The organism is Mediterranea sp. An20, from assembly GCF_002160055.1.
Lineage (GTDB): Bacteria > Bacteroidota > Bacteroidia > Bacteroidales > Bacteroidaceae > Bacteroides > Bacteroides avicola.
This window is the reverse complement of sequence record NZ_NFJV01000018.1, coordinates 51,404-74,924: the sequence shown is the minus strand read 5'-3', so window position 1 is coordinate 74,924 and position 23,521 is coordinate 51,404. Positions and strand designations below refer to the sequence as shown.

Annotated in this window: 17 protein-coding genes; 6 read left to right on the top strand and 11 right to left on the bottom strand. The window is 49.8% G+C overall.

All coding sequences use genetic code 11. The annotated features are described in order from the left end of the window. The first annotated feature begins 793 nt into the window (after nt 1–793). From B5F34_RS11270 to B5F34_RS11255, 4 genes are all read left to right on the top strand, one after another. Entirely contained in the window at nt 794–1,024 is a 231-nt protein-coding gene (locus B5F34_RS11270; protein WP_087338911.1) for a hypothetical protein, read from the top strand. Nucleotides 1,025–1,037: 13 nt separating this feature from the next. Continuing rightward, a complete protein-coding gene (locus B5F34_RS11265; RefSeq protein ID WP_239448926.1) occupies nt 1,038–1,931 on the top strand; it encodes a DUF1573 domain-containing protein in 894 nt (297 codons plus the stop codon). A gap of 228 nt (nt 1,932–2,159) precedes the next feature. Then, nucleotides 2,160–2,450, top strand: a complete 291-nt coding sequence (locus B5F34_RS11260) for an NVEALA domain-containing protein (protein ID WP_162609326.1) — start codon at nt 2,160–2,162, stop codon at nt 2,448–2,450. Nucleotides 2,451–2,528: 78 nt separating this feature from the next. Further along, nucleotides 2,529–3,620 carry a hypothetical protein gene (locus tag B5F34_RS11255; RefSeq protein ID WP_087338905.1) on the top strand — a complete coding sequence of 364 codons (1,092 nt, stop codon included), beginning with the start codon at nt 2,529–2,531 and terminating at the stop codon, nt 3,618–3,620. Nucleotides 3,621–3,763: 143 nt separating this feature from the next. Here B5F34_RS11255 and B5F34_RS11250 read toward each other — a convergent pair whose 3' ends face one another. The 10 genes from B5F34_RS11250 to fucI form a co-directional block, all read right to left on the bottom strand. Further along, complete coding sequence (locus tag B5F34_RS11250) at nt 3,764–5,362, bottom strand: VapE domain-containing protein (protein ID WP_162609325.1); 1,599 nt, start codon at nt 5,360–5,362, stop codon at nt 3,764–3,766. A 692-nt stretch (nt 5,363–6,054) separates the two neighbouring features. Further along, nucleotides 6,055–6,636 (bottom strand): energy transducer TonB, encoded by a 582-nt coding sequence (locus B5F34_RS11245; RefSeq protein ID WP_087338899.1) that lies wholly within the window; start codon nt 6,634–6,636, stop codon nt 6,055–6,057. A gap of 482 nt (nt 6,637–7,118) precedes the next feature. Continuing rightward, entirely contained in the window at nt 7,119–8,516 is a 1,398-nt protein-coding gene (rmuC, locus tag B5F34_RS11240; RefSeq protein WP_087338896.1) for a DNA recombination protein RmuC, read from the bottom strand. Nucleotides 8,517–8,537: 21 nt separating this feature from the next. After that, a complete protein-coding gene (locus B5F34_RS11235; protein ID WP_087338893.1) occupies nt 8,538–10,088 on the bottom strand; it encodes an ATP-binding protein in 1,551 nt (516 codons plus the stop codon). A 117-nt stretch (nt 10,089–10,205) separates the two neighbouring features. Next, entirely contained in the window at nt 10,206–11,366 is a 1,161-nt protein-coding gene (locus tag B5F34_RS11230; RefSeq protein WP_087338890.1) for a 6-bladed beta-propeller, read from the bottom strand. 236 nt (nt 11,367–11,602) lie between these two features. Further along, on the bottom strand, nt 11,603–12,910 hold the full coding sequence (gene fucP / locus B5F34_RS11225; protein WP_087338888.1) for an L-fucose:H+ symporter permease: 1,308 nt from the start codon (nt 12,908–12,910) through the stop codon (nt 11,603–11,605). A gap of 25 nt (nt 12,911–12,935) precedes the next feature. Next, on the bottom strand, nt 12,936–14,369 hold the full coding sequence (locus tag B5F34_RS11220; RefSeq protein WP_087338885.1) for a rhamnulokinase family protein: 1,434 nt from the start codon (nt 14,367–14,369) through the stop codon (nt 12,936–12,938). An 11-nt stretch (nt 14,370–14,380) separates the two neighbouring features. Then, a complete protein-coding gene (locus B5F34_RS11215) occupies nt 14,381–15,016 on the bottom strand; it encodes a class II aldolase/adducin family protein (RefSeq protein WP_087338882.1) in 636 nt (211 codons plus the stop codon). Next, nucleotides 15,013–16,167: a lactaldehyde reductase gene (gene fucO / locus B5F34_RS11210; protein WP_087338879.1), complete on the bottom strand. Its 1,155-nt coding sequence runs from the start codon at nt 16,165–16,167 to the stop codon at nt 15,013–15,015. The genes B5F34_RS11215 and fucO overlap by 4 nt, the downstream gene beginning before the upstream one ends. An 86-nt stretch (nt 16,168–16,253) precedes the next feature. Then, nucleotides 16,254–18,029, bottom strand: a complete 1,776-nt coding sequence (gene fucI / locus B5F34_RS11205) for an L-fucose isomerase (RefSeq protein ID WP_087338876.1) — start codon at nt 18,027–18,029, stop codon at nt 16,254–16,256. 547 nt (nt 18,030–18,576) lie between these two features. Between fucI and B5F34_RS11200 the strand changes: the two genes are divergently transcribed. Both B5F34_RS11200 and B5F34_RS11195 read left to right on the top strand, forming a co-directional pair. Next, entirely contained in the window at nt 18,577–20,808 is a 2,232-nt protein-coding gene (locus B5F34_RS11200) for a GH92 family glycosyl hydrolase (RefSeq protein WP_087338920.1), read from the top strand. Nucleotides 20,809–20,813: 5 nt separating this feature from the next. Further along, nucleotides 20,814–23,111: a GH92 family glycosyl hydrolase gene (locus B5F34_RS11195; RefSeq protein WP_087338873.1), complete on the top strand. Its 2,298-nt coding sequence runs from the start codon at nt 20,814–20,816 to the stop codon at nt 23,109–23,111. Nucleotides 23,112–23,161: 50 nt separating this feature from the next. On the opposite strand, the gene B5F34_RS17595 is transcribed toward B5F34_RS11195, so the two are convergent. Then, nucleotides 23,162–23,518 (bottom strand): hypothetical protein, encoded by a 357-nt coding sequence (locus tag B5F34_RS17595; RefSeq protein ID WP_162609324.1) that lies wholly within the window; start codon nt 23,516–23,518, stop codon nt 23,162–23,164. Nucleotides 23,519–23,521: the final 3 nt, after the last annotated feature.

The window sequence follows — 23,521 nt, the reverse complement described above, 5'->3', positions numbered from 1 at the left end:
TTGTGCATACGGTGTATGTAAATCAGATGTTTAGACACCTCTAATTTACTAAATACCAATAATATGCGCAACTTTTTCTTCATAAAAGTTTTATGCCTTTAATTCCACCAACGGGTTTAGTTTGTCTCTGAGATTATAATAAAGGCAGAGGCACAGAAACACGAAGTTCCGTAACTTTCTGTCGGGAAAATGACGGGAGGGCACAGAGTCCGCGGCTTCGCCGCAAACGGGAGAAGGGAAATTATACTTTGCGCGGGTTAGAATTGTGCATATCGACACATTTTTGCTTGCGTTGATAATCCCATAGAGGTTGAACCTCGCACGTCTGACTCTTTCCTGCCCCGCACACTCGGCAACCTTGAAGAGGTTGAACGATGGGTAACCGCCGGTGGCTCCCCGAAGGGGAACACCTGCGGATTATCTCATCCTCTTTTTCTCACGTCGACCTCGAAGGGGTCGAACCATACATGTCCGGCCACATTCTTCTGACTGACTCATTCCCGATTCATCAACTTCTTCTACCTTTGTAACCTGTCCTCTGTCTACAAATGCTCAAGCTCGTTCGTAAGAATGGGATTGAGATGGATGAGCGGTCCTTTTTGGCAGAATAAGCGTGGTTCGACCCCTTCGAGGTCGATAGAAGGGAGGAGGAGACAGATCCGCAGGTGTTCCCCTTCGGGGAGCCACCGGCGGTTACCCATCGTTCAACCTCTTTGAGGTTGCCGAGTGCATGCAAGGCATGCAATGTGGAAATGCACAATTCAAACCCGCGCAAAGTATAACTCTGTAAGCTATGGACAAGAAAACAAAGGCTCTGTGTCTCCGTGCCTCTGTGTTTGGTTTTGCACATTTACTTAAATCTGTGCGTGTGCATTCCAATATGGGGGCTTTTGCTGCACTGGCCATACGGGGAGAAGGGCTGAAAATACGGATTATGGTAACATTTGGACAATTGATATGTTTTTTTCGGATAATTTTAGCTGTCCTCTTTCCAGAAAAGCCAGTAATTTTGCGGCAAATTTAACACAGATAAGGATATGATAGTACAGAAGCTGTATCATAGCATTTTTATGATGCTGGTAGGAATTCTTTCCATTGTATGTTTTTTTTCTTGTCAGGATAAGGAACGGGAAAGATTTTCAAATCTTGTTCATGACTGGCAAGGAAAGGAGATTCTTTTTCCGGATAGTTTGGTATTTGCCAGATTCGGCACAGACACGGTAGATAATATCCTATCTCCGGATGCTCCCTATAAGATATTGGTCTATATAGATTCTTTAGGTTGTACAACTTGTAAATTGCAATTGGATAGGTGGAAAGAGTTCATTGCGTATGTAGATTCAGCAACGAATGATAGAATTCCTTTCTGTTTTATTCTGCCGGCAAATCGCAAAAAAGCATTGTCGCGAATCTTGAAAAGTTCGAAATTTGAATATCCAGTTTGTTTTGACGATGAAGGTCGGATGGATAAGTTAAATCAATTCCCGCATGAAATCAAGTTTCAGACTCTTCTGTTGAATAAGAATAATCGGGTGGAAGTTATAGGAAGTCCGGTCTACAATTTGGGAGTACGGGATTTGTATTTGGAATATCTACTGAAAATACCCCGGCAAGAAATGGCTGCTATAACCGAATTGAGGCCGGATCGATGGGAATACGATTTGGGAGTGGTACATAAAGGAACTGTCAGAGAGCAGCTGGTTTCTGTACAGAATATAGGCACTCATTCCTTTCATCTGAAAGGAATCACTACTTCTTGTGATTGCACGAAAGCTGTTTGTGATTGGAAAGAACTCTTGCCTGGTGAGACGGGTATAGTCACAGTGGCATACACGGCAGAGCAGCCGGGTGATTTCTTTCGGACCGTTGAAATATTTGGAAATATCGGACCGGAATCGGTAGAATTAAGTTTCATAGGAACAGTGAAATGATTCTAATAGGTTTTATATTTAGTCTTGCAAACTCTTATAGAACCTGGTTTCTATTAGAAAAGGAGGTATAGCAAATATTCAAAAATTAATGGAAGGTAGCAGAATCTCTGTTCGAAGAATGAAGTATCAGTAGTTCAATAGATAAAGTATATGCAAAATAAACGGTGCACATGGTAGAAGTCCATGTCACATTCAATATTGTTCTTACAAATATTTTTAATTTATCGTATGAAAAGAAAATTGTTAGGTATAGCTGTTATGGCTGTAGTAGCTGTTGTTGCAACATTTGGGTATTTGCAAAACAAAAAAGCAAACATCTTAACGATGGATCCAGCTTTGGCCAATGTGGAAGCTTTGGCTACAGGAGAAACAATTCAAGGTTCGATTTGTAATTTTAAAGGAAGCGAAATCTTTGGAAATATGGTGTATTGTACTGCCGATTTTCCAGATTTTGGACCATGTGGTGAGCGTATTGAAGGTTGGTTCTCTGATAACCAAGCGCAATGCAACCCTAATTAATCAATAAAGTAGGTGAGTCCTTTTTTATCATTACTGTTTGGTATGATAAAAAAGGCTCATTTTTTAAGAAATCTAAATATGAAATTTTCATTATTATTCATCACGGTTATATTCTTTTTTGCTGCGTGCAATAACCAAACCGACAAGGAACTGTTTAATGGTGAAATTCGTTACATCAATGACAGTCGTGTGGTCACTAAAGACGTAATCGCCAAACATGTGCCTCTGGAAGGAGATTATGCAGGTATGATAGCTGTACATGATTCACTTTTAGTGTGCTGGGAGCCTGCTTATGAGAACTATCTTCTTGATGTCTTTAATGTTGATACAGGCAAAGAAATCGGTTGTTTTTGTCCAAAAGGTCAAGGTCCTGGAGAATACTCTCACATGAATCCTGTATATCAATTTTTTGAAAAAGAAGGGCATTTGATGTCTTTGTTTCAAGCAGATTCTGAGTCATTACTGTTTTGGGACATTACACAATCTGTTCAAGCAGGTGAAACGGTTTATGATACTATTGTGCCTTGTAATTTAGGTAATAATTTATTTCTCTTCTATTTGACTGGTGATACGTTACTAAATTATGTTTCAGCTTCATATAGCACTAAGGATGAATCTACCACACCTTTTTATGAGAAACGTGATATATATACAGGTCAAGTAGTAGCAAAGTATCCTATATACAAAGTCAAATCTGTACAAAATAATCAAGCTAAAAAATCAATGGGCTTGTTTTTTTATTCGTGGGATATCCTGAAACCGGACGGAACCCGTATTGTACAGGCCATGAGGAATTTACCCCAGCTGAATATTATAGATACACGCACCGGCCAGGTTGTCGGTTATCGGATGAAAGACGGACCGGATTATTCCTTGCTACAGACAACGATGGAGAATCTGACAAAATACTATATCAACGTACAGGCCAATGACCAATATATCTATGCCGTTTATTGGGGGAAGGAACCATGGGACGGAAGCCCGAAAGCCTCTCTTCCTCAGTTCGACATGATTCACGTATTCGACTGGGAAGGGAATCTGCTCTACAAGCTCAAAGCTGATTGTTCTTTTTTCATCACGTGGTTGGATACGGCACGCAACCGCCTCTATACGCGCGACTGGAATACGGACGAGATTTATTATTTGGATTTGAATGAATTAGGACTATAATTATGCTTTGTTGTGGGGGGCTGTTGGATAATCATCGTTCACGGAGAGGCCCCACCAACCTCCCCGAAGCCCCACCAACCTCCCCCGAGGGGAGGCTTCCGATACAATGGGAAGCTTTCTATTCTCTAACAGGTAAGGTATCTCTATTCCCTAACACGTAAGGTATCTCTAAGCTCCCCCTCGGGGGGAGTTGAGGGGGCCGGGAGTTGAGGGAGCCCTGGGCCTTGTACGACCCAATACCCATTCCCATACCGTGTATGCACCCGCCTCCCCATCTGCGCCAGCAGTCGGCTGAAGGCCGTACACGAACAGTCGCGCAGGGCCGCCGCATTCTTCCGTTTCAGTACGGCATACATGTCGGCGGCGGACATCAGGCGGGCGCCCGGCTCTCCCGGTTCCACGAAGCGGAAGCAGGTGCCGACCAGTTCTTCGGCTGGCGTTACGCGGTAAAATTTCCGGTTGGACTGCTGGATGGCGGCTTCTTCCTCCTTGCTGAACCAGTAGCGTTCGCCCCGCTCTATCTCGTGCTTCAACTGCGCGTAAAGCTGTCCGTAGTCGATGGGCGTGGTGCAGTCGATGGCACGCTCCACCTCCACGCAGATGAAGCGTCTGCTGCCGCTCAGGTCCGTCAGCAGGTCCAGTCGGTTGCTCGTGCCGATGAACGAGGCGATGCGGGGCAGGGGCTCGGCATTCCTCTTGTAGGCTCGACGGATGCGCAGGCTCTCCATCTGCATCAGGTTCTTCAACTGGGGCAGGCGGGTAGCGGGCAGGCGGTCGAACTCATCAATATTAATCAGACCGTAGGCTGCCAATTTGTTTTCCGCGCCGGAGGCGTTGTTCAGGTCAAAGCTTTCGGTGAAATAGTCCTGCAGGGGCTTGGGCAGGAGCATGCGGCAGAAGGTGGACTTGCCCAGACCCTGCTGCGTGCTGATGAGGATGGGTGCTACGCTGTTGGCGCGTTGGCTGTATGCTTCCTTGCCCATCCACTGGGCGGTACAGGCCTGCATCCAGCGGTGGAAGGAGTTTATCCAAAGGCCGTCGTCCGACACACGCCGTGCCAGTTCTGACACCCGGTCCTTGCCGTCCCATTCGGGCAGGTTATCAAAATAGTGTATAAAGGGATGATAAGCCGGCACGTGTGCCGATTCAACGTAGCGTTTCACGTCGCGGTCCCAGCAGGCGATGCCCTCATCCATAGCGCGGAGCACGATGCTGTTGAGGGTGCGTTGGTCTACGGGCATATAAGCTGCTTCGCCTGTACCGGTTACGGCACATTCCGTGCGGTCTGCCAGGCGGTTATAGCGGAAGCTGTAGTGTTCCTCCAGGTATCCGATGAGCTGCTGCATGATCTGTTGCTGTTTCGGGGCTTTCTCTTCCTTTTTCGGGGAAGAATCCTGGACAGTTGGGGACTGTGTGAGCTTTGTTGGCTGTTCCTCAGCCATTTCCGTTGCTTGCTGTTCTTCCCATCCGGTCACTTCGCCATTGCCCTCTATGCAGTAGACCTGTTTGGGAGTGGCAGGAGCGGTTGCCTCCGGAGTCCAGGTCAGCCGGATGCCGAATTCTCCGTTGCCGCAGATGAGGAAGGCTTTCCCGCCGGGCACATCGGCACACGCTTGCTGCAGGGCAGACAGGAGTTGTTGGTAAAGAAGGGTGTGGTCTGCTGCGGCATTCTTCGCAGTGTTCGGCAGTTGGGGTGTTTGTGTCTCATAGAAGAAGTTTCTCAAACGGGTAATCAGGTTCATGGGCTTTCTGTTTTTGAAATGATTTTCCGCAAATATACAACTTGCCGATGGCATTTGTCAAGCGGGAAATTGATTCTGTACCACAAAATGCAGGTTATAGTTGGTTAGAGCGGATTGTCGTTGATTATCCCTTTATGTGCGTGGAAGTATATGCCTGCCGGCTTCACGCCTTCACCCTCTTTCAAATCGTTGTGGTTTAGAAGGTTGCTGTGAAAGATGCTGCCCTCACGCATCTTTCACGGTCTTTATTGGGGAGCCGGACTGCCGAGGTATGGAAGAGCGGTACAATCTATATGGGGAGCCGACTTGTTATACCTTTCCACTAAAGGCTAAAAGGAGTCGTGAAAGCAGCGTGAGGGCAGCATCTTTCACCGGAACTTTCCGGAAATCAATGGGTTGGAGGGTGGTGAAGGCGTGAAGGATGCTGCGGGCAGTTGATGATACAGAACACAGAGGCACGGAGTCACAGAGTTATTTTTCCCTCTTGTGTGCGGCGAAGCCGCGAACTCCGTGTCCTCTCCCGTCATTTTTCCGACAAACAGTTACGAAACTTTGTGTCTCTGTGTCTCTGTGTTCATTTAAGTTTCACCAAAGTCAGAGTTACGTCGCTAAAGTGGCACTTTACGCCGCTCAAATGCAGGTTTACGCCGCTCAAAGCCTTAGTTAGCGGACCCTTCCCTGACGGGCACGGGTTATTCCAAATCGAATAAAATAGGCAGCACATAGGCAGAAGCCACTTTTTTCCCCTTGTTTTGCGCCGGTATCCATGCGGGCATTCCGGTTATGATATCCAAGGCCTTTTGAGCATACGTTGAATCTACAGCCCTCTTCACTTGGGCATTCCGTATCTTTCCATGTGTATCTATCACAAATTTTACCATAACCATTTTGATATCCGCATCAGACCGTATACTTCCCATTTTATTTACCTTTGTGCGATAGTCCGGGTCATTCGTCTGTTTGCCTATATAGTCCAGCATGGCGGCATTACCTCCGGGGAAACTGGGCATTACTTCCGGCAATTCACAGATTTCTTCCGGTTCTGCCGGGGTCTGGGATGTATTGTCCGAAGCACGTCCGTCGGACTGCCCTTCTTTTTCTTGAGAAGATTTATCTTCAGACGCTACCTCTGCAACTTTCCCTTGGGAAGCATCTGTTGTGGAGTCTGCGGGAGAATCCGACTTTACCTGGCTACAGGCACAGATTAATAACACGGAACAAGACCAGAACAGTCGTTTCCAGGTGCTGATAATTTGTAATTGTTTCTTTTTCATAAATCTAATCTTTTAGTTTCTAAGTAGCCGTTCATAATTAGTTTATACTATCATGGAGAATGAGGTGTCTGTCATTCTGAGCGAAGCCCGTAAGGCGTAGCCGAAGAATCTCACTACATGCACTATCCGAGGGAATCGTGTCTTTCGGGAGATGTTTCGACTTCGCTCCGCTCCGCTCAACAAGACAGATACACATCATAAGTAATCAATCAGAATTAGTTTATATCAAACACAGAGACACATTCATCTGAACACAGAGACACATTAATCTGAACACAGAGACACAGAGGCACAGAGTTTCGTAATTGTCTGTCGGAAAGTCAACGGGATAGACACTGAGTTCGCAGCTTCGCTGCATACGAGAGAAGGGAAATTAACTCTGTGAGCTATGGACAAGAAAACAAAAACTCTGTGTCTCCGTGCCTCTGTGTTTAGTATCATTTACTTTTGCATAGTGTGCATGATTAGAAGCAGCAGGATTCTCATGATTCTTCGGCCTCTGTCAGTTGGGGTAAAGGATTCTTGTCGCTTGTTTTGGCACCTAATTTTTTCAGTTTGGCGCAGGTTTGCAGGATGCTTTGCCCGGTGGGTTGCAGTTTCTTTTCTCCGTCTTCGTAGGCTTTGGCAGCGTTTTCCAACGCTTTGCCCAGTGCCTGGTATTTCTTCATGAACTGTCCCACCCGGTCCAGCATCTCATTGGCCAGGGCGTAGACCTTCTCGTGGTTTTGTGCCTGGGCTATCTGTGTCCAGGTCAAGTTGATGATGCGCAGGGCAGCGAAAAGCGTCTGTTCGTCGGCAATGAACACATTACGGTCCATCGCCTTGCGCCAGAGGTCGGGCTGGGCGTTGAGAGCTGTCCAAAGCGCCCCGCTATGCGGCACGAACATGATGACATAGTCCATCTTTACCTTGGGGGGGCGGATGTAGGAGGAATAATCTTTGGCGGCGAGTTCCTTCACGTGTGCCTGCAAGCTGGCGATGTGTGCTTTCAGACAGGCTTGCCGCTGTTCGTCGTCTTCCGCATTGGCATAGTCCATGAATGCCGTGAGCGACACTTTCGAGTCGATGATGACTTCGCGGCGTTGGTCCAAGTGCAAGATGATGTCCGGACGCATCAGGCTACCGGTTTCCGACTTCACCACCTGTCCGTTGGCATCGCGGATGACTGCCTGCGTGTCGTAGTGGATGCCGCGTGTTAGCCCCTGCGACTCCAGCAGTTCGTCTAGGATGGTTTCTCCCCAATCGCCCTGCACCTTGCTGCCGTGTTTGAAAGCCCTCGTCAGTTCCTCCGCGCTCTTCTGTGCCGCCCGGCTCTGCTGGATGATATGTTCGATGTGTGTGCGCATCTCGCTGCTCATAGAGGTTTGCTTCAGCGTATTTTCGTCCATGGCTTTTTTCATCTGGTCGATGGTTTCCCGCAAGGGGTTGACAATCTGTCCCAGGTTGGTATGGCTGGCTTCAGCAAATTCTTTCTGGCGTTGTCGCAGCATTTCGTCTGTGGCTGTCTGCACCTGTGCCGTCACCTTCTGCATGGTTTCGTCGAAACGGGCCTGCAAGGCGGCCATGGCTTCCTGGTGCCGCTGCTCCTGGGCGGCCAATACTTCCCGACCTGCACGATCCCATTCTTCTTTGGCCTCTTTCAGCCGATGCAAACCGTCTGCCTTAGCTTGTTCAACTTGTTCCCGGGCAGAAGCCTTCACGTCTTCTACCTGGCGTTGCCATGCCGATACCATGGTTTCGCCCTGCGCTTGGGCGTGGGCAATTTCCGCTTGCAGGACTTCTGTTTGGGTGAGCAGGGCCTGTCTCTTGTTCTTTGCGATGAGGCTTCCAATCAGGATGCCTATACCAATGCCCACGAGGGCTGCGATAATCATTTCCATGTCTGTTGTTTTTTTGCGAATTTATTCCTTCACCAGCCACTTCTCGATGTTTCTGGCTTCGTTGCTGAAGTTGATGCCTACCTTGAATACCTTGCGTCCGTCCGCCTCGAAGGGGCGGGCATACTGTTTGTCTTCCATCTGCCGCAAGGCTTCTTCTGCCGTGCCCTCCAGCTTGAACTCCATAACGTAGATGTATAGCCTGGTTTGCATCACCAGGTCGATGCGGCCCCGCGAGGTGTGGTATTCCACCTGCACGTAGAACCCCAACAGCTTAAAGACGATGAACAGCACGTTCTGGTAATGCAGCTCTAAGTCTCGCGCCAGTTCGTATGGGATGTCGGCAAAGAAACTCTGCAGGCGGGCCATGAAGCCGTCGATGTCGCCGCGGCGCACTTCCTGCACGAACTTCTGTATCTGGAAGGCTGTATTCCCGGAAGGTACGGAGGCATATCCTGTCAGCAAATGACGGCCGAACCCTTCTTCCACCTCACGGTTGGGGAATCCCAAGGCATACAGGTCGAATTCCCTGTCATAACCTTTGATGGTTAGGTATCCGCTTTGGTAAAGTATGGGCAGGGGATTTCCTCCCCGGTTGTCAATTTCTCCGAGCATGTCTTCTGACACCTGTTCCCGGGTCAGTTCGTAGAGGTTGAAATTTCCTTGCCGGAGCAGTTCGATGAGGAATGTCGGTGTACCCGTCTCGAACCAGTAACTGCCGAATCGCATTTTCGAGAAGGTGTTGAGAAGGCTGAACGGATTATAGATGTCCGGACTTTGTGCGGCGAAATGATATCCGTCGTACCACCGTTTCAGCATCCGGGCAGCTTCTGCCTCGTCCATTTCATTGGCCTCTCCCAGTTGGCGGATATCATCGGCAAAGTTTTGGTAAAGTTCTTCTTCCGTAATGCCGCAGAGGGATGCATACGCCGCATGCATGGAGATGTCGTTCAGGTTGTTTAGGTCGCTGAATATGCTGACTTTGCTGAACTTTGTCACCCCCGTCAGCAGTGCGAAGCGAATGTATCGGTCACAACTTTTCAGCACGCCGTAGAAAGCTTTCAGGGTGTTTCGGTATTCCGTTTGCAGCGTTTCGTTGCCGATGGCCTGTAGCAAGGGTTTGTCGTATTCGTCTACGAGGATGACTACGTTTCGTTGCGTTGTCCGGCTTATTTTTTCAATTAGGTAACTGAAACGTTCTTCCGGAGCACGGGTTTTCTTTTCATCCCCATACATGGCTTCCCATACTTCCAGGTGTTGGTTGAGTATGGCGATAAGCGATGCCTTGTTTTCGTAATTGCGGGCGTTCAGGTCCAGGTGCAGCACGGGGTATTCCGTCCATTCCTGTTCCAACTTTTCCATTGCCAGTCCGGTGAACAACTCTTTCTTCCCCTGGAAATAGGCTTCCAAAGTGGATATGAGCAGACTCTTTCCGAAGCGTCGCGGCCGGCTCAGGAAATAATACTTGCCGGTCGTGGCAAGCCGGTACACCAAGGCGGTCTTGTCCACGTAATGATACCCGCCTGTGCGGAGGCTTTCAAAATTCTGTATGCCTATCGGATAAAGTCTGTTCATAGAGTTGTGAGGTCTAAAAACGGTTTGGGATGCACAAAGTTAATGATTTTCCCGAACAGGACGATACCCTCCCGCAAAAATAATCGGTAAGGTTGCCACATCCTTACCGCTCCTTACTTATCTCGCTTTCATAAATATTTCTACGATGATCGGGTTATCTTCTTCGCGTACTGTAAGGGAATTTTCGTTTTCTTTCAAAAAAGCCGATGGCTCTGTCACACAATACACCCTGTTCTCTTTCGCACAACGTGGAGAAAAAAGGAACGTTTTATGCAAGTCGTTGACTATCGGCCATCGTTCGGTTGAGTTGGCTTCCTTGTATATGCCGGTATGTGGATAATAAAAGCCATAATACAGGCGGTCCTTCATGCGCATGAACAGCAAAGAGAGGCTATCACAGTTCAAATAGGTTATCAGATGCGGATAAGCACCTTGGTGGAAGGCATCTTCAGCCTTGTCTGCTGTGATGGGTTCTGTGAGGCACGTTCGGATGTATTCTCCCTTGTTCTTCTCATAGCGGTCTGCATAACGTAAGACATATTTAGCTGAAGCACCTGTTTTGTCCACTGTATACAGCGTGTCATTTAACGGCAGGTACAGATTTCCCTCCGTCAAATTGTTTAAAGTCGACATAAATCCCGTGCCATCCATCCTTTCGTCGAAGTAGAGGTCTGTATTCAATTGGTCGGAGGTTGCATCATAAATCAGCAGATTGGGATATTTGCCTTTTTGTTTCAGAGAATGATTGGGGGTGTAATCACACGCAAAAGCCAGCACATCTTCTTGCAAGGAATGGACTGAATAGGCTGTATGGTCAAATTTGAATTCATTGACCAGCTTTCCCTGCTCTGTATATTTCAGCACTTTGTGCAAATTGCTGTCCCATACATATACATATCCGTCGCCCCAAGTCACATCTTCTATGCTTACATATTCGCCATACCCTTGTCCTTGGCGGCCTATGTGGTTCAGAAAACGGCCATTTTTATCAAACAGATATACAGCTACTGCCGTTTCCTTGTCTACGATCACAAACTTACCCTTGTCCGTTTGCTGCAGTTTGTCTATACTGCCTATCAGGCAAGAATCTGTGGTTTGCAGCGGTATGTAACGGATGGAATCCGCTAATTCTGACAACTTGATGAGTTGATCATTCTGACGTAGCGGAAGCTCTATGGAAACGATATCCGGGTTGGTAACCTGTGAAGTGGTGGAGGTACAAGCCACGAGGTTGCTCAACCAGGCCAGTGTGAGCAAGTATATCAATAAATGTTTCATTTCAAATAAGTAAATGGGCAAAATTAAGTGATACTAACACACAGAGGCACGGAGACACTTCCGACAGGCAGTTACGGAACTTTGTGCTTCTGCATTTGTAATGTATGTTTTTCCGATTTTATTTGTCAGACAGTTCCGCTATCTTCCTTATAAAACCAGAAAAACATACTCAGAAACAATGCTCAAAATCAAGCTGAGCAAAAATGTAGCAAACTAAACCAATGCTGGATACATGCTTACCAATGATTCTTTACCGTACGGTGTCCGTAGACAATAATCACGAGGAAGCAGATAAACGGCAGGATGAACGAAGCGTTGACACCCGGTAGTCCTGCTACCGTGCCCATGTCGATAATGGAAGCCTGTACCGGAGGCAGTACCGAACCTCCCAAGATGGCCATAATCAGTCCGGCAGCTCCGAATTTGGCATCATCACCCAACCCTTTCAGCGCTATGCCATAGATAGTGGGGAACATGAGCGACATGCAGGCAGATACACCTACCAGACAGTACATGCCCCAGATGTTTTGCAGCAGGATGACTCCCACCGTGCAGCAGGCTGCGGCAACGGCCAGTATCTTCAGCAGATTGCCGGCATTGAGGTAGCGCAACAGGAAGGTACAGATGAAGCGGCTGACACAGAACAAAGCCATAGCAAGGATATTGTATTTCTGTGAAAGCACTTCGGATTCTTGTTCACTCATGCCCATGTTCATAAACAGGTGAGTACCGTATTGGATGATGAATGTCCAGCACATGATTTGTGCCCCTACGTAAAAGAACTGCGTGACGACTCCTTCGCGGTAACGTGCCTTGCCAAAGATGCGCTTTAAGGTAGGAAGAAAGTCGATATTGTGCGACTTGTCCTTGTTTTTGGGCATCTTAGTCAAGCGGATGACGATGAGCATGGCCAGAATGACCACTCCGATGAGCACATAAGGTCCGATGAGGGTCTGCAGGTCAGCATCACGTATGGCTTCAAACTCAGCCTGGTTCAGCTGTGCTCTTTCTGCCGTATCCATGGGGTGCAGCTTATTCTGTATGAAGTTCATGGCCACATACATGCCCAGCAGAGAACCCATGGGGTTGAAAGCCTGCGCCAAGTTGAGTCGGCGTGTGGCGGTTTCTTCCGTACCCATGGACAAGATGTAGGGGTTACTGCTGGTTTCCAGAAACGAAAGTCCGCACGTCAGGATGAAGTAAGCGACGAGAAATGGGAAATAAGTGCCTGTCAGCATGGCCGGATAAAACAGGAAAGCACCGAAGGCATATAATCCCAATCCCAACATAACACCTGCCTTATAAGAATATTTCCGGATGAAGATGGCAGCGGGAAACGCCATAGCAAAGTAGCCACCGTAGAAGGCTACCTGCACCAGTGCGCCTTCGGTCACACTCATGCGGAAAATTTTGGAAAAGGCTTTTACCATAGGGTTGGTGATGTCGTTGGCAAAGCCCCACAGGGCAAAGCAAGACGTTATCAGTATGAAGGGCATTACGTAGCTTACGTTCCCTTCTTTCAGTATGGATGATTTGTTCTTCATGGATGTTCTGTTGGATAAGATGATGTCACTTTTCTGGATAAAACATTTGAGGAGTAGCGCTGCGGAGAGCTACTTCACGCAGTTGGCTGAAAGAGGCTATTTCTCCGCAAGCCATGGCCTGTACCAAGACGTTGCCCATGGCGGTAGCTTCGACCGGACCGGCTTGCACCGGTATGCCCAGGCGGTTGGCGGTGAGCCGGTTCAGCAGGGCATTCTGTGAGCCTCCACCGATGATGTTCAGCTGGCGGATGGGCGAAGGAAGCAGGCGGTTCAGTTGCTCTACTGCCTGTGCATATTTGCATGCCAGCGACTGCAGTACACATTTCACCATCTCTGCTTTGTCGCGTGGTGCCTGCATGCCATGCTTGTGGCAGTATGTCATGATAGCCTCTTCCATGTTGTCGGGGTTCATGAATGCCGGATCGTCTACCGGTATGATGGCTTCGGTTTCTGCTTTTTCGGCCTGTGGCAGGATAACGTCGTAGGGCTGTGGTTCGCCACGCTGTGCCCACTGTTTCAGCAGACATTGCAGTAACCAAAGTCCTGTAATGTTCTGCAGGAAGCGTATGCGTCCTCCTACACCACCTTCGTTGGTAAATTCGGCTTCCCGGGCTTCTTCCGTCAGGATGGGCGTTTCGGTCTCTACACCCAGCAGCGACCATGTGCCCGAACTGAGGAAAGCTACGGGAGTGTCTGTGCAAGGCACGGCAGCCACGGCACTGGCGGTATCATGACTTCCGACGGCAATGACGTTCACCGGTCCGAGTCCCGTTTCGCGGGCCAGTTCCTCACGCAGGGTGCCCCGGATGGTGCCGGGAGTCACGATAGGTCCGAATAAATGTTCGGGCAACCCCAAGGCACGGATGGTTTCCCACGACCAGTTACGTGTGCGGACATCCAGCAACTCAGACGTGGAGGCTATACAATATTCGTTGTTGGCCACTCCGGTCAGGTAGTAGCTGAACAGGTCGGGCATGAAAAGGAGCCGGTGTCCGACATGCAGACGAGGGTCATCCGCTTCCTTCATGCTGTAAAGCTGGAACAGTGTGTTGATTTCCATTACCTGGATGCCCGTGGTGGCATAATGTTGTTGGCGGTCAAGTAGATGAAATACTTTTCCGATAGTGCCTTGTGTGCGTGCATCGCGGTAACATACCGGATTTCCGAGCAGGTTGCCTTGGGCATCGATGAGACCGAAGTCTACTCCCCAGGTATCTATGCCGATTCCCTTTACGTGGTAGCCTTTGCGTGCAGCAGCCTTCAGCCCGTCCTTCATGTCCTCGAAGAGGGCGGGGAAATCCCAATATACATGATTCCCCAGTCTGACCTGCCGGTTGGCAAACCGATGAATTTCTTCCAATTCCAGTTTACCGTCTGTCAGTTTGCCTGCCATGACCCGGCCGCTTCCGCCGCCGAAGTCAATGGCCAGGTAAACATTCTGTTGGATTCTTTCTGTCATCTTGCTTTCGGTCAGTGTTTTTTACCTAATACATAAATGTCCAGGTCCTCAATCTCTTGAGGCGTCAGCACGGAATAGTCTCCTCCCGATTGGATGATAATGCGGCAGGCCATTTCAAAGAACATGGCTCTCTCGAACACTTCGTCGAAGTTTGCGCCGCAAACTACCTGTCCGTGGTTGGTAAGCAGGATGGAATTATGGTCTTTCATGGCCGTTACTACAGCGTGGGCCAGTTCGGGTGAGCCGGGGCGGTAGTAGGGGATGACAGGTATTTCGCGTCCTACATGGCAGGGTACTTCGGCTGTGACATTGAAGTTAGTCGGTTTTTGTTTCATGCAGGCTACGGCAGTAGCGTATTCAGACTGGAAGTGCAGCACGACATTGACATCAGGCCGTTCGCGCAGGATGCCCAAGTGGAATCCGCTTTCCATGGAAGGCTTGACTCCGTTTCTCACTTCGCCGGTAGCAATGTGGCAGATGGATACTTTCTCTGCCGTGAGGTTAGGCACCCACGAGCCTGTGCCCGACACGAGCGCCTCTTCGCCGATGCGCCAAGACAAATTGCCGCTGCTGCAGATGGTCAGTCTGGCGTCGCCTACCCGGTGAGCCTGTGCCAGGAATTGTTGGATATGTTCGTTGGTTATCATAATACTTTCTTATAAAGTTCAAGGATGATTTCTTTGTTTACTTCTCTCGGATTGCCGGGCGTGCAGACATCGGCGCAGGCAGCTTCGGCCAGACGGTCAAGGTCTTCGGCTTTGATGCCCAGTTGGCTGAGGTGCTGCGGTATGCCTACGCGCAGTGACAATTCCTTGACAGCTCTTACGGCAGCATCGGCAGCCTGCTCACGCGTCATGCCATCGGTGTATACCTCCATGGCTTTGGCTATCTGCACATATTTGTCAAGAGCTGCCGGGGCGTTGAACTCCATGATGGTAGGCAATAGCAGCGCGTTGGCTACACCATGAGGAATGTCGAAAATGGCTCCCAACGGGTGTGCCATGCCGTGAACGACGCCCAATCCTACATTGGAGAAAGCCATACCGGCAATATACTGTGCCACAGCCATGCCGTTGCGTGCTTCGGGGTTGGTGGGCTCGTTGACGGCAGTTTCCAGGTAGCGGTTAATCATTTCGATGGCTTTGATTTCGAACATGTCGCTCATTTCCCAGGCACCCTTGGTGATGAGGCCTTCGATGGCATGCGTCAGGGCATCCATACCGGTGGCGGCAGTCAGTCCTTTGGGCAGACTGTACATAAGTTCGGCATCGACAATGGCGATGGCAGGGATGTCGTTGGGGTCGACGCATACCATTTTTTTCTGGTTTTGCTCATCGGTGATGACATAGTTGATGGTTACTTCAGCAGCGGTACCGGCAGTGGTAGGCAGTGCAATGATGGGTACGGACTTATGGTCGGTGTCAGCGGTACCTTCCAGTGATACTACATCACTGAAGCGCGGGTTGTTGGTAATGATACCGATGGCTTTGGCGGTATCGATGGATGAACCTCCGCCAATGGCCAGAATGAAATCTGCACCGCTTTGGGCGAAAGCCTCTACGCCAGCCTTGACATTGCTCACCGTGGGGTTAGGCTTGATTTCGCTGAATATTTCATACGGGATGTTGGCTTGTCGCAGGACATCGAGAACTTTGTCGGCTACGCCAAATTTGATGAGGTCTTTATCTGTAGCGACAAAAGCCTTGTGCAGGCCCAGACGTTTCACTTCCTGAGGAAGTACCTGGCGTGCGCCGGGACCGAAGTAAGACACTTCGTTTAAAACGAATCTATTTACCATGTGTTTTAAGTTTTTGATTTTTTAGTATGAAAGGGGAGACCGTATACCGCAGTCTCCCCTCCTGCAGGGTTATCAGTTGGAGTTATTTATTTGTAGATGGGGCCGTAGTTGGCGCAAGCGCGGTAGTCGGCACCTTCCTTGTCCATACCGAAAGCATTCCATGCGGCAGGGCGGAAAATCTTATCCTCATCCACATTGTGCATACATACGGGGATGCGCAGCATGGAAGCCAGTGTGATGAGGTCTGCACCGATGTGTCCGTAGCTGATGGCACCGTGGTTGGCTCCCCAGTTGTTCATGACGGAATATACATCGCGGAAAGCAGGTTTGTCGCACAGACGGGGCACGAACCAGGTGGTAGGCCAAGTGGGGTCGGTGCGCATATTGAGTTTCTGGTGTATTTCCGGGTCAATGTCTACAGTCCAACCTTCGGCAAGTTGCAGCACGGGACCCAGGCCTTTCACCAGATTCAGTCGCATCATGGTAACGGGCATTCCACCTTTGCTGAGGAAGTTGGAAGAGAAACCTCCGCCACGGAAATAGTCGCGGTCAGCCGGATACCAGGTCGTTGCTTTCAGGCAGTTGTCCACATCTTGTTCAGTCAGGTTCCATGGCTCTTTCATCACGGGATTGCCTTCTGCATCCGTAGAGCCTCCTGTGCCGTCCAGGGTGGTAGCTCCCGAATTGATGAGGTGGATGATACCACCTGAAGCCCGTCCGGTCAGTTCCTTACCGGTGACACGTTTCACAGCTTCGGGGCTCCAGTAGGTGCGTACATCGGAGAAGATTTGGGCACGGTTGGTCAGCAGATGTCCGAAGAGCATGGCTACACCGTTGCAGGCATCATTTTCGGTAGCCACGACAAAAGCTTCGCGGATGCCGTTCCAGTCGAACGAAGTGTTAAGCATGGATTCGGGGAAGTCGCCATTGGGGTAGAAATCCGTCCACTGGCGTTGTCCCTGGAAGCCGGCAGCAATGGCATTGTGTCCCAATGCTTCTTCCTTGAAGCCCATTTCGCGCAGTTTGGGATTGCCGGTCATGAGGTCGCGCATGATAATCATCATCTTCACGGTAAATTCCCAGTCGGCATCTTTCTGTTCGCGCGTCTTGCGCTTTTCGGGACGGTTTTTGAAGTCTTCGCCTTCGTTGGGTTTGCAGTGTTCCTTGGTCCATGCCATGGCTTTTTCGAACTCTTCTTTGTCGTAGATTCCTTCGGACATGCGGCGGATGATTTCGGTCAGGTCTACCGATTCGCAACGTATGCCTAAGTATTCCTGGAAGAAGTCGGGATTAACGATAGAGCCGGCGATACCCATGGCCACGCTACCCATTGAGAGGTAGGATTTGCCGCGCATGGTAGCTACGGCCTGTGCGGCACGGGCAAAGCGCAGGATTTTCTCGGCCACGTCGGCAGGTACGGTGTTGTCATCCAGGTCCTGTACATCGTGTCCGTAGATACCGAAAGCAGGCAGTCCTTTTTGAGCGTGTGCAGCCAGCACGGCAGCCAGGTAGACTGCACCCGGGCGTTCGGTGCCGTTGAATCCCCATACGGCTTTGGGGTAATACGGATTCATATCCATAGTTTCCGAGCCATAGCACCAGCATGAGGTGACGGTGATGGTGGCTCCCACACCTTCGCGTTCAAACTTTTCGGCACAAGCAGCACTTTCAGCCACGCGACCGATGGTGCTATCGGCAATGACGCATTCCACGGGGCTTCCGTCACCGTTCTTCAGGTTACTTGTAATTAACTCTGCCACGGCTTTTGCCAAGTTCATGGTTTTCTCTTCCAGACTTTCGCGGACGCCGCCCTGGCGACCGTCAATGGTGGGACGAATCCCGATTTTTGGATACTTTTTCATACTGAATTATATGTTAAAAATGTCTATATCAAATCGTGAGGCAGCATAGCGTTTTATTTTTCTGCCAACGGTTTGTTCATTGTTTCAAATCCCGAAATAATGGCTGTCAAACGGGTAGTGGCTTGACAAGAAAGCGATGAAAATCCATCATATTAGGGTATCCTTTCCATTCTTAATGAAAAATGTGCTTACAAAGAAAGCTTTTTTATTTCGGAGAAAAGGGAAGGTTTATTGTGTTTTACAACATAAAACGATGATAACATGTGTGATTTTTGTTTTTTTTCACCGTGGAGGAGCAGAGAACAGAATTCCCTGGTCTTCACCTGTTCTTATTCTCCCGGTCGGAAAAGACGGGTTGTGGGATTCCGCGTGCCCCGGTGGTATTGTTGGGAGAATGAAGAATGACATTGTTTTGTCTCAAGGCAATGTTTCTTACCATACACAGGCTAAATGGAAAGGCCGTGGCAGATATGCATCTGTCTGGGTTTGTGTAAATAAAAAGAATGCTTTATCTTTGCCTGCACAGTATATTAATCCAAATATCATCATGCGAATAGTGAGACTGTTTTGTTGGCTTGCCGCTTTGAACCTGCTGGCGGCGTGTGTTTCGGACAAGCACCGTGCAGAGGACTTGTCTGCGTATGTAAATCCATTTATAGGGACAGATTTTACCGGAAACACCTATCCCGGAGCGCAGGTGCCGTTTGGCATGGTACAGCTCAGTCCGGACAATGGCTTGCCGGGGTGGGACCGCATTGCAGGTTATTTCTGGCCAGACAGCACCATTGCCGGCTTCAGTCACACCCATCTTTCGGGCACTGGAGCAGGCGATTTGTATGACATCTCCTTCATGCCTGTCACGTTGCCTTATAAAGAAGCAAAAGGGTCGTTGGGCATTCATTCTAAGTTCTCGCACGCCGACGAGATGGCTTCGGCCGGTTATTATCAGGTGCGTTTGACCGACTATGACATCCTGGTAGAACTGACCGCCACTCCGCGGTGCGGCATTCAGCGTTATACCTTTCCGGAAGCCGATGCTGCCGTGTTCCTGAACCTGCGCAAGGCGATGAACTGGGATGCTACCGAAGATACCCATATCGAGCAGGTCGACTCTGTCACGGTGCGAGGTTACCGATTTTCCGACGGATGGGCGCGTGGGCAGAAGGTGTATTTCTGTACCCGTTTCTCACGGCCTTTCGATGCCATGACGTTGGATACGGCGGCGATAATGAAGGCAGGGAAGCGGGCCGGTACTTCTGCCATAGCCCGTTTCGACTTCAAGACCCGGAAAGGAGAGTCTTTGGTGGTGAGCACGGCTCTCTCCGGTGTCAGCATGGAAGGAGCCATGCGTAACCTGATGGCAGAGGCTCCTGCTGATGATTTCGACTATTATCGGGAGGTGGCCCGCCAGACCTGGAACAAGGAGTTGGGTAAAATACAGGTGAACGGTACGGACCATGATGGAATGGTGAAGTTCTATACAGCCCTCTATCACTCCATGCTGGCTCCCACGTTGTATGGCGATGTGGACGGTTCATATTATGGACCCGACAGGCAGGTACACCGCGCCGACGGATGGAACAATTACGGTACATTCTCCTTATGGGACACCTATCGTGCAGCCCATCCCCTCTACACGCTGCTTACGCCGGAGCGGGTGAATGATATGGTAAAATCGCTGTTGGCTTTCTATGAACAAAACGGACGGTTGCCTGTGTGGAACATGTGGGGCAGCGAGACTGACATGATGATAGGCTATCATGCCGTTGCCGTCATTGCTGATGCGTATCTGAAGGGTATCGGTGACTTTGATGCGGAAAAGGCATTGGAGGCTTGCGTAACTACGGCCAATCTGGATGATTACCGCGGTATCGGTGCCTACAAGCAGTTGGGATATGTTCCCTGCGACTTGAAAGACCCCTATAATGCCGATGACTGGTCGCTTTCCAAGACGTTGGAATATGCTTTCGACGACCATTGCATAGCCCGTATGGCCGAGAAAATGGGGCGACAGGAGGTGGCAGACGAATTCTACAAACGGGCTCAGAACTATCGCAACGTCTTCAATCCGCAGACCGGCTTCATGCAGCCGCGGGACAGCCACGGACATTTCGTGCAGCCTTTCAGCCCGGACGACTATACACCGCACATTTGCGAGAGCAACGGCTGGCAATATTTGTGGTCGGTGCAACACGACGTGGAGGGATTGATGGAACTGATGGGCGGAAAGGAACGTTTTGCACAGAAACTGGACAGTATGTTCACTTATCATCCTTCAGCCGATGATGAGTTGCCCATCTTCAGTACGGGCATGATAGGACAGTACGCTCATGGCAACGAACCCAGCCATCACGTTATTTATTGGTTCAATGCTGCCGGCCAGCCTTGGAAGGCGCAGCATTACGCCGCACAGGTGATGCACGAACTTTACCTGAATACTCCGGCTGGTCTGTGCGGCAATGAAGACTGCGGGCAGATGTCGGCGTGGTATGTATTCAGTGCCTTAGGTTTCTATCCTGCCGATCCGGTGAGCGGACGCTATGAGCTGGGTACGCCGCTCTATCCCGAAGTTGTCATACATTTGCCCGGCGGGAAGACCTTTACCTTGAAGGCATCGGGAGTGAGCCGTGAGAAATGCTATGTCCGCTCGGTGAAGTGGAATGGCAAACCCTACGACAAGACATACATCACCCATGAACAATTGCTTGCGGGTGGTGTGCTGGAATTCGAAATGACGGCAGAGAACGGGAACCTGGCTGGGATGAACGAAAAGAAATAAGCTGTATGAGAAAAAGATTATTTGCAGTGATATGCCTGCTCGTGGGGACGCTTGTGTTGCCTGCCCGCGACCTGACGCAGTATGTCAATCCGCTGATGGGAACACTTTCCAGTTTCGAACTGTCGGCCGGGAATACCTATCCGGCAATCGCCCGTCCCTGGGGCATGAATTTCTGGACGCCGCAGACGGGACCGATGGGCGATGGATGGCAATATGTCTACACGGCTCACAAGATACGCGGTTTCAAGCAGACGCACCAGCCCAGTCCGTGGATAAATGATTACGGCCAGTTTTCGTTGATGCCGGTAGTGGGCTCGCCGGAGTTTGATGAGACAAAGCGGGCCAGTTGGTTTTCCCACAAGGGCGAAGTAGCCATGCCTCATTATTACAGGGTATATCTTTCCGAATATGATGTGGTGACGGAGTTTACTCCCACGGAACGTGCCGTACTGTTCCGTTTCACTTTCCCGGAGAGTGAGCATTCCTACGTAGTGATTGATGCATTCGATGGCGGTTCGTATGTAAGAATTGAGCCGGAGCGCAACCGTATTGTGGGGTACAGCACACGCAACAGCGGAGGAGTGCCTTCTAATTTCAGGAATTATTTTGTGGTAGAATTCGACAAGCCTTTTACCTACCAGGCATCGGTGGCAGATACGGTGCTTGCCGAAGACATACTGGAGCGGCAGGCCGGTCATGCAGGTGCCATCATCGGCTTCCGGACCCGTAAGGGTGAGAAGATACAGGCACGGGTAGCCTCTTCGTTCATCAGTCTGGAGCAGGCCGAACGTAATCTGCTGGAATTGGGCGATGATTCTTTTGAAACATTGGTAGAGAAAGGCCGCGATGCCTGGAACCGGGTGCTGGGGCGGATAGAGGTAGAAGGAGGTACGCTTGACCAGTATCGCACGTTCTATTCCTGTCTCTATCGTTCCCTTCTTTTTCCCCGTGCGTTCTATGAGTGGGACGAGACCGGACAGCCTGTCCACTACAGTCCTTACAATGGGCAGGTGCTGCCGGGATATATGTACACCGATACGGGCTTTTGGGATACTTTCCGCTGCCTTTTCCCTTTGCTTAATTTGATGTATCCTTCGGTGAACAGACAGATTCAGGAGGGGCTGATAAATGCTTATAAAGAGAGCGGTTTTTTCCCGGAATGGGCCAGTCCGGGTCATCGGGGCTGTATGGTGGGCAATAACTCCGCTTCCGTTCTGGTCGATGCCTGGCTGAAAGGCGTGCGGGTAGAGGACGTAGAGACGCTGTACGAAGGCTTGTTGCATGGCACGGAGGCTGTGCATCCCGAAGTGTCATCTACCGGCCGTGCAGGATATGAATACTACAACCGCCTGGGATATATACCCTACGATGTGAAAATCAACGAGAATGTGGCCCGTACTTTGGAGTATGCCTACGATGACTGGTGCATTTATCAGTTGGCAAAGGCGTTGAATCGTCCTAAGGCGGAGCAGGATTTGTTTGCCAGGCGGGCGTTGAATTATCGGAATGTGTTCGACCGGGAAAGCCGCCTGATGCGCGGACGCAATGCCGATGGAACGTTCCAGTCTCCTTTCTCGCCGTTGAAGTGGGGCGATGCCTTTACCGAGGGAAACAGCTGGCACTACACCTGGTCGGTGTTCCACGACCCGCAAGGGCTGATAGACTTGATGGGCGGCGATGAGGCGTTTGTGCAGATGCTGGATTCGGTCTTCACGGTGCCTCCTCTGTTTGATGACAGTTATTATGGCCAGGTCATTCATGAGATACGCGAAATGACTGTTATGAATATGGGGAATTATGCCCACGGCAACCAGCCGGTGCAACACATGATTTATCTTTATAATTATGCCGGTCAACCCTGGAAGGCGCAGTATTGGTTGCGTCAGGTCATGGACCGTATGTACAGTCCTGCTCCCGACGGCTATTGCGGCGATGAAGACAATGGGCAGACGTCTGCCTGGTATGTCTTTTCGGCGCTGGGATTCTATCCGGTTTGTCCGGGGACGGATGAATACGTGTTGGGCAGTCCGCTGTTTGAAAAGGCTGTGCTCCATATAGAGAACGGGCAAACGCTTACGATAGAAGCACCCGGAAATGGGGCAGACCGGCCGTATGTGGATGAACTGATGCGCAATGGGCAAATTTATACGAAGAATTTTCTGAAACATGGAGACCTGCAGACTGGAGGAACGCTGACCTTCGGCATGAGTAGCCGGCCCAATAAGTCGCGTGGTACAAAGGCTACTGACCGGCCGTATTCCTTTAGCCGCGAACAGAAGGCAGGCAAGATGCTTGCCGACTGATTGCCTTCCCTTGGTGAGTTGCCGGCGCTTGATTTTTATACTATTGGCATTCAGCGGTTTACTTCCACGCTATAAAGAGTCTGCTCCTTATGGCGTGGAAGGTTGCGTCTTATACCTTGCCAATAGACTCTTGATAGCTTGGAAGCTTCTTCCGGAGCTTGCCGGAACAGTCTTAAAAGCCGGTCGGAGAGTGGCAGGCAGAAAGTTTGAGCAGCTTTCGTTTGATATGTGAAAATATTTTTGTTATTTTGTGGGCAAAGTATTTGTGCATGGAAAACAGGAGCCTTTTGATAAACATAATCTGTAATTGTTCTGATTGGTTCTGCAAACAGGCAGGGCAAGTATGCTTTCTTCTGTGGATAGGTCTTTTCTTTGTCTTGACCGATGCTAAAGCGGTATATTTTCACAAG

Excerpts from the sequence above, each read along its gene's own strand:
- B5F34_RS11270 (WP_087338911.1), top strand. The coding sequence starts at position 794 with ATGGACAAGAAAACAAAGGCTCTGTGTCTCCGTGCCTCTGTGTTTGGT.
- B5F34_RS11265 (WP_239448926.1), top strand. The coding sequence starts at position 1,038 with ATGATAGTACAGAAGCTGTATCATAGCATTTTTATGATGCTGGTAGGA.
- B5F34_RS11260 (WP_162609326.1), top strand. The coding sequence starts at position 2,160 with ATGAAAAGAAAATTGTTAGGTATAGCTGTTATGGCTGTAGTAGCTGTT.
- B5F34_RS11255 (WP_087338905.1), top strand. The coding sequence starts at position 2,529 with ATGAAATTTTCATTATTATTCATCACGGTTATATTCTTTTTTGCTGCG.
- B5F34_RS11250 (WP_162609325.1), bottom strand. The coding sequence starts at position 5,362 with ATGAACCTGATTACCCGTTTGAGAAACTTCTTCTATGAGACACAAACA.
- B5F34_RS11245 (WP_087338899.1), bottom strand. The coding sequence starts at position 6,636 with ATGAAAAAGAAACAATTACAAATTATCAGCACCTGGAAACGACTGTTC.
- rmuC (WP_087338896.1), bottom strand. The coding sequence starts at position 8,516 with ATGGAAATGATTATCGCAGCCCTCGTGGGCATTGGTATAGGCATCCTG.
- B5F34_RS11235 (WP_087338893.1), bottom strand. The coding sequence starts at position 10,088 with ATGAACAGACTTTATCCGATAGGCATACAGAATTTTGAAAGCCTCCGC.
- B5F34_RS11230 (WP_087338890.1), bottom strand. The coding sequence starts at position 11,366 with ATGAAACATTTATTGATATACTTGCTCACACTGGCCTGGTTGAGCAAC.
- fucP (WP_087338888.1), bottom strand. The coding sequence starts at position 12,910 with ATGAAGAACAAATCATCCATACTGAAAGAAGGGAACGTAAGCTACGTA.
- B5F34_RS11220 (WP_087338885.1), bottom strand. The coding sequence starts at position 14,369 with ATGACAGAAAGAATCCAACAGAATGTTTACCTGGCCATTGACTTCGGC.
- B5F34_RS11215 (WP_087338882.1), bottom strand. The coding sequence starts at position 15,016 with ATGATAACCAACGAACATATCCAACAATTCCTGGCACAGGCTCACCGG.
- fucO (WP_087338879.1), bottom strand. The coding sequence starts at position 16,167 with ATGGTAAATAGATTCGTTTTAAACGAAGTGTCTTACTTCGGTCCCGGC.
- fucI (WP_087338876.1), bottom strand. The coding sequence starts at position 18,029 with ATGAAAAAGTATCCAAAAATCGGGATTCGTCCCACCATTGACGGTCGC.
- B5F34_RS11200 (WP_087338920.1), top strand. The coding sequence starts at position 18,577 with ATGCGAATAGTGAGACTGTTTTGTTGGCTTGCCGCTTTGAACCTGCTG.
- B5F34_RS11195 (WP_087338873.1), top strand. The coding sequence starts at position 20,814 with ATGAGAAAAAGATTATTTGCAGTGATATGCCTGCTCGTGGGGACGCTT.